This is a genomic window from Kribbella sp. (genome assembly GCF_035687465.1).
In the GTDB taxonomy this organism is placed as follows: domain Bacteria; phylum Actinomycetota; class Actinomycetes; order Propionibacteriales; family Kribbellaceae; genus Kribbella.
In genome coordinates, this window is the sequence record NZ_DASRXP010000250.1 from 1 (window position 1) to 6,204 (window position 6,204).

The window sequence follows — 6,204 nt, forward strand, 5'->3', positions numbered from 1 at the left end:
CGAGCCCGCAGGGCCGCGAAGCGCCCTTGACACCCAGTACCTCGGCTAGCACACTCCCGCAGCGGAGACCGCGCAACCACATCGCCAATGCACCGGCGCAACCACATCGCCAATGCAGCAGGCGCGACCACAGTTGCTGGCAGCAACGAGTGGGGCCCGGATATTTGGCGAGGGCCGCTACCGCGTTCCTACGTGGGGCGGGGTGTGAGGGTTAGGTCTAGGGCGTGTTGTTCTACGTAGTTGAGGGCGTGGCGGACGGCGCCTACTGAGACGATGGCGTCGCCGAGGGGGGAGACGGCTACGCGGGGTGGGGTGGCGGTGAAGGTGGCTAGTTGTTCTTCGATGCCGGGGAGTAGGGACTTGGCGGCTTCGGCTACGGCGCCGCCGATGACCACTAGTTCGGGGTTGAAGAGGATGCCGAGGGTGGCGACCACTCTGGCTGTTCGGCAGGCGACTTCGTCAAGGATGCCGGAGGCAACTTCATCGCCTTTGGCCGCTGCGGCGAACACCATCTCGGCGGTGACGGGATCCGCGCCGGCCAGGTCGCGCAGTACGGTGTCGGTGGTCGGGTCCGTCAGTACGGCGGCGCCGCGTTCGCGGGCGGTTCGGGCGATGCCGGCAGTGTCGCCGACGCCTTCGACCAGCTTCAGGTAGACCATCTCGCCAGCGCCGCCGCGGCTGCCGTGCAGCAGGCGGCCGGAGTCCATCAGACCGGAACCGAACCGCTCGCCGGCCAGCAGGACGACGAGATCGCCGACCTCACGGCCCTCGCCGCGCCAGTGTTCGCCGAGGACCGCCAGGTTGGCGTCGTTCTCCAGCAGGACGGGCCAGCCGTGCGCTTGGGACAACCTGGTCGCCAGCCCGGCGTCGAACCGGCGCCAGAACTCGTCGTCGACCAGGATGTTGCCGTCGCGATCGACCGGCGCCGCGACGCCGACCCCGGCGGCGATCACCTCGCTGTCGGTCACCCCGGCGGCCTCGGTCGCCTCGACGACGGCCTCGTCCACCACCTCGGTCCGGTCGGTCGGCGACTCGACGCCGGTGAATGAACGGCCCGCCTTGGCGACGGTCTCGCCCCGCAGGTTCGCCACCAGGACAGTCGTCTTGCCGGCGCCGACGTCGATGCCCAGCACGTACCCCGCGTGGCTGTTGAACTCGAACCGCCGGGAGGGACGGCCGACGGCGGTGTCGTCGCGGCCGGGGTCGAGCTCGACCACCCAGCCCATCCCGATCAGGTCGTTGCAGACCGCGTGCACCGTCGCGCGGGTCAGGCCGGTCGCCTCGATCAGGCCGGTTCCTGTCATCACGCCCGCGCTCGACAGGACGCCCAGTAGCTTGCCTGCGTTGACGCGACGCAGCAGTGGCGGTGTGGCCGCCGACGTCTTCGCCATCTTCGCCCTTGACCTCCTTGCGGATCGCCGCGCACAATACTGCAGAATCTAAATTTAGAGTCTATATAAATCTGACGGCAATGTCGCCCTAACGCCGTGGAAACATCACCCGCCGACCCGGAGTGAGGCCTCTCTTGACCAGCATCGACTTGACGGACCCCGACTGGTGGCGCCAGGCCGTCGTCTACCAGATCTACCCGCGGAGCTTCGCTGACGCCAACGGAGACGGCGTGGGGGACCTGCAGGGCATCATCAGCCGGGTTCCCTACCTGACCTCGCTGGACATCGACGCGGTCTGGTTGAGCCCGTTCTATCCGTCGGCGCTGGCGGACGGCGGGTACGACGTCGACGACTACCGGAATGTGGATCCCCGGCTCGGCACCCTCGAGGACTTCGACGAACTGGTCGGCGCGCTGCACTCGTCCGGGATCAAGCTGATCGTGGACATCGTGCCGAACCACTCGTCCAGCCTGCACGAGTGGTTCCGCGAGGCGCTCGCCTCACCGCGAGGATCTGCCGCCCGGGATCGGTACATCTTCCGCGACGGGTCAGGCCCGGACGGTTCGGAGCCGCCGTCGGACTGGGACTCGGTGTTCGGTGGTTCCGCCTGGGCGCAGGTCGAGGACGGGCAGTGGTACCTGCACCTGTTCGCGGCGGAGCAGCCCGATCTGAACTGGGACAACAGGGAGGTCCGGGACGACTTCCTGACCACACTGCGGTTCTGGTCGGACCGTGGGGTGGACGGATTCCGGGTGGATGTCGCGCACGCGCTGGTGAAGGACCTGAGCGAGCCACTGCCGGCCAAGGCGACCCTGCCGCGGCAGTCGGAGTCCAACGGGCTGCACCCGCTCTGGGATCGCGATCAGGTGCACGAGATCTACACCGAGTGGCGCCAGGTGCTGAACGAGTACGACCCGCCGCGGTCGGCTGTGGCGGAGGCGTTCGTGCCGGCGGCCCGGCGGGCTCGGTATGCGAGCGCTGACGGGCTGGGCCAGGCGTTCAACTTCGACCTGCTGCAGGCGGACTGGGACTTCGGGAAGTTCCGGCAGGTGATCAAGGAGAACCTCGCGCTGGCGGAGCTGAACGGGTCGTCGTCGACCTGGGTCTTCTCGAACCACGACGTCGTCCGGCATGCGACGCGATACGGGTTGCCGAAGGATCCGGACGGGGCGTGGCAGGACGGCAAGGCGTGGTTGCTGAGCAACGGGACCGAGCCGACCGTCGACGTCGCCCAGGGTTTGCGGCGCGCGCGGGCCGCAGTACTGCTGATGCTGGCGTTGCCGGGGTCGGCGTATCTCTATCAGGGTGAGGAACTGGGGCTGCAAGAGGTCGGCGAGTTGCCGGCGGCGAATCTGCAGGATCCGGCCTACTTCCGGTCGAAGGGGGCGGAGAAGGGTCGCGACGGATGCCGCGTGCCGCTGCCGTGGACCGTTGAGGGCCTGTCGTTCGGATTCGGAACCGGTGGGTCGCATCTGGTCCAGCCGAAGTGGTTCGGGTCGTACTCGGTGCAGGCGCAGGAGGGTGATGCGGAGTCGACGCTGAGCCTTTACCGCAAGGCCTTGGCCGTACGGCGTGGCCTGCAGACGGGGGCGACGCTGGAGTGGGTGGACGGGGTCGACTGGTCTCTCCACTTCAAGCGTCCGGGTGGCTGGCAGTCCATCACCAACTTCGGCGCCGCCCCCATCGAGCTCCCCGATGCGGCGGTCGTCCTGTCCAGCTCCCCGCTGGAAGGCGAAAAGCTCCCCTCCGACACCACCGCCTGGCTCATCTAGCCCGTACTGCGGACGCCCCGTCGCGCGCGCCAGGTGGGTCGGCTTCGCGGCTGACCCACCAGCCATCTGGGCGTGCGGCAGGATGGGGGTGTGGACGCGACTCTGGGTGATGTGGTTGAGGTGCTGGACGGGTTGTACGACCCGGCGTGGGCCGAGAGTTGGGATGCTGTCGGCCTGGTGACCGGGGTGCTCGATCAGCCGGTCCGGCGAGTGTTGTTCGCGGTGGACCCCCTGCGAGTGGTGGTCGATGAGGCCATCGAGGGCGGGTTCGATCTGGTTGTGACGCATCATCCGCTGCTGCTGCGAGGGGTGAACAGCGTTGCCGCGACCACGCCCAAGGGCCGGATCATTCACGACCTGATCCGGAGCAACACCGCACTCCACGTCTGTCACACCAACGCCGACAACGCGAACCCAGGTGTGAGCGACGCGCTCGCCGCCGTGCTCGGGCTGACGAACACCCGGCCGCTGAAGGCGATGCCCGCCGCGCCGATGGACAAGGTCGTGGTCTACGTCCCGATCGACGACACCCAGAAGATGATCGACGCGCTGTCTGCCGCCGGTGCCGGGCAGACAACCGACTACGAACGCGCTGCCTGGAGCTCGACCGGCGAGCTCACGTTCCGCCCGCTCCCAGGGTCGAACCCCACCGCCGGCCGGATCGGCGAGATCGAAAGCGCCACCGAGAGCCGCGTCGAAATGGTCCTGCCGCGTCATCGCCGTCGCGCCGTCGTGGAAGCACTCAAAGCAGCGCACTCCTACGAGGAGCCCGCGTTCGACGTCTTCGAGATGGCCTCGCTGCCGAGCGAACGAGGTGGCGGCCGGATCGGAGTACTGCGGCAGCCGCTCACGTTGACCGAGTTCGCCCAGCGCGTCTCGGACAGCCTGCCGCGCACCGAGCACGGAGTACGGGTGGCTGGTGATCCGGAGCGGACCATCGAGACGGTCGCGGTGGTCGGAGGAGCGGGGGATTCGGAGTTCGATCGCGTCCGCGCGGCCGGCGTCGATGCCTATGTCACCGCTGACCTCCGGCATCACCCGGCGACCGAGGCGCGCGCGTACGACGAGGGGCCGGTGCTGGTGGACGTGGCGCACTGGGCGAGCGAATGGCCGTGGTTGCGCGACGCGGAACGACTCCTGACTGCGGGGTTGGCAGAGCGGGGCAGTACCGTGGACACTCACATCTCGACGCTCTGCACCGACGCCTGGACCTCGCGGCTCTGACGGTGCGATAGCTGACAACTGAACGCACTCTTGAAGGAGCCGATCCTGAACGCCGAGCCCGCTGTCCAACGCCGGTTGCTGGAGCTGCAGGATCTCGACCTGCAGCTGGATCAGGTCGCGCACAAGCGCAAGTCGCTGCCCGAGCACCAGGCGCTGGCCGAGCTGGCCGCGGAGAAGTCGGTGGTCGACGGCGACCTGGTGAACGCCGATACCGAGGTGAGCGATCTGCAGCGGGAGCAGAAGAAGGCCGACAGTGATGTCGACCAGGTCCGACAGCGCAAGGCGCGCAACCGGCAGCGGATGGACTCCGGCCAGATCTCCTCGCCGCGCGATCTGGAGAACCTGCAGCACGAGATCGTGTCGCTGGACCGCCGGATCTCCGACCTGGAGGACTCCGAGCTCGAGGTGATGGAAAGGCTCGAGGCCGCCGAGGCGACCCAGGCGGGCCTCCGCACCCGGGCCGACGCGTTCGCCGGTCGGCAGACCGAGCTGGAAGCGACCCGGGACGCCGCGTTGAAGGAGCTCGACGAGCAGCGGGCGACTGTCGGCGACCAGCGCGCCACGATCGCCGCGGAGCTCCCGGACGACCTCATCACGATGTACCAGCGGCTGCGCGAGCGCAACGGTGGCATCGGTGCCGCGCCGCTGGTCGGCAAGCGCTGCATGGGCTGCCGGATGGAGCTCGCGCCGTCTGACCTCAGCCGGTTCAAGGCCTCCCCGCCCGATGCAGTACTGCGCTGCGAGGAGTGCGGGCGAATCCTGGTTCGTACGGCGGAGAGCAGCGTATGACCGACAGCACTGCCCGCTACACGCACGTCATCATCGAGGCCGATGGTGGTTCGCGCGGCAACCCTGGTCCGGCGGCTTACGGCGCGTTGGTCCGGGATCCCGAGACCGGTGAGGTGATCGCGCAGCGGGCCGTCACCCTGGGGATCGCGACGAACAACGTGGCGGAGTACAGCGGGCTGATCGCGGGCCTCGAGTTGGCCGCGGAGTACGCGCCGGACGCCTCGATCGAGGTCCGGATGGACTCCAAGCTGGTGATCGAGCAGATGGCCGGGCGGTGGAAGGTCAAGCACCCGGACATGAAGCCGCTGGCGATGAAGGCGCAGTCGCTCGCGCCGTTCGGCACAGAGTGGACTTGGGTGCCGAGGGCCCAGAACTCGGCTGCCGACGCGCTGGCGAACATGGCGCTGGACGGGAAGCCGGTGCCGCTCCGGCCCGCCCCGACGGCTGTTGCTGCAGCTGAGCCGAAGGCGCCGACAGATCAGAAGAAGGCGATGCGGGGTTGGGGTTTCGCGCAGGCGGAGCCGCCGACCCGGCTGATCTTCCTCCGGCATGGCGAGACGCCGCACACGGTTGAGAAGCGGTTCTCCGGTTCCAGTGGGGACAATCCGGGACTGAGCCCGACGGGGGAGGCCCAGGCGCGGGCGGCCGCGCAGTACCTGTCGACTATTGGCGGCGTGGACGCGGTGGTGTCATCGCCGATGCTGCGGACGCAGCAGACGGCCGCGGTGGTCGCGGAGTCGCTTGGGCTCGAAGTGGATGTCCGGGACGGCTGGGTGGAGTGCTCGTTCGGCGACTGGGACGGGCACACGTTCGCCGAGGTCCAGGAGAAGTGGCCGGAGGCCCTCAGCGCCTGGATGGAGTCGACCACGGTCGCGCCGCCCGGAGGCGAGTCGTTCGACGCCTGTGCACGCCGGGCCCGCTCCGCGCGCGACGGCATCCTGGCGGCGTACCCGGGCAAGACGGTCGTCGTCGTCACCCACGTGACACCGATCAAGCTGATGGTCCGCGGCGTCCTCCAGGCCCCGATG

General features: G+C 68.7%; 5 protein-coding genes. 4 read left to right on the top strand and 1 reads right to left on the bottom strand.

What is annotated here, in order from left to right; translation table 11 throughout:
- Window positions 1-188: 188 nt before the first annotated feature.
- Window positions 189-1,391 (bottom strand): ROK family protein, encoded by a 1,203-nt coding sequence (locus tag VFG33_RS12655; protein WP_325025820.1) that lies wholly within the window; start codon window positions 1,389-1,391, stop codon window positions 189-191.
- A 134-nt stretch (window positions 1,392-1,525) separates the two neighbouring features.
- On the opposite strand from VFG33_RS12655, the gene VFG33_RS12660 reads away from it, so the two are divergent.
- The 4 genes from VFG33_RS12660 to VFG33_RS12675 form a co-directional block, all read left to right on the top strand.
- Window positions 1,526-3,163 (top strand): glycoside hydrolase family 13 protein, encoded by a 1,638-nt coding sequence (locus VFG33_RS12660; RefSeq protein WP_325025822.1) that lies wholly within the window; start codon window positions 1,526-1,528, stop codon window positions 3,161-3,163.
- Between the two features lie 90 nt (window positions 3,164-3,253).
- Window positions 3,254-4,387: a Nif3-like dinuclear metal center hexameric protein gene (locus tag VFG33_RS12665; RefSeq protein ID WP_325025824.1), complete on the top strand. Its 1,134-nt coding sequence runs from the start codon at window positions 3,254-3,256 to the stop codon at window positions 4,385-4,387.
- A gap of 30 nt (window positions 4,388-4,417) precedes the next feature.
- Window positions 4,418-5,176, top strand: coding sequence for a zinc ribbon domain-containing protein (locus VFG33_RS12670; RefSeq protein ID WP_325025826.1), 759 nt, complete (start codon window positions 4,418-4,420; stop codon window positions 5,174-5,176).
- On the top strand, window positions 5,173-6,204 hold a 1,032-nt coding region (locus VFG33_RS12675), incomplete at its 3' end, for a bifunctional RNase H/acid phosphatase (protein WP_325025828.1). The genes VFG33_RS12670 and VFG33_RS12675, both read left to right, overlap by 4 nt.

Bases quoted from the DNA above. Each gene is read 5' to 3' on its own strand.
- VFG33_RS12655 (WP_325025820.1), bottom strand. From the start codon at position 1,391: ATGGCGAAGACGTCGGCGGCCACACCGCCACTGCTGCGTCGCGTCAAC.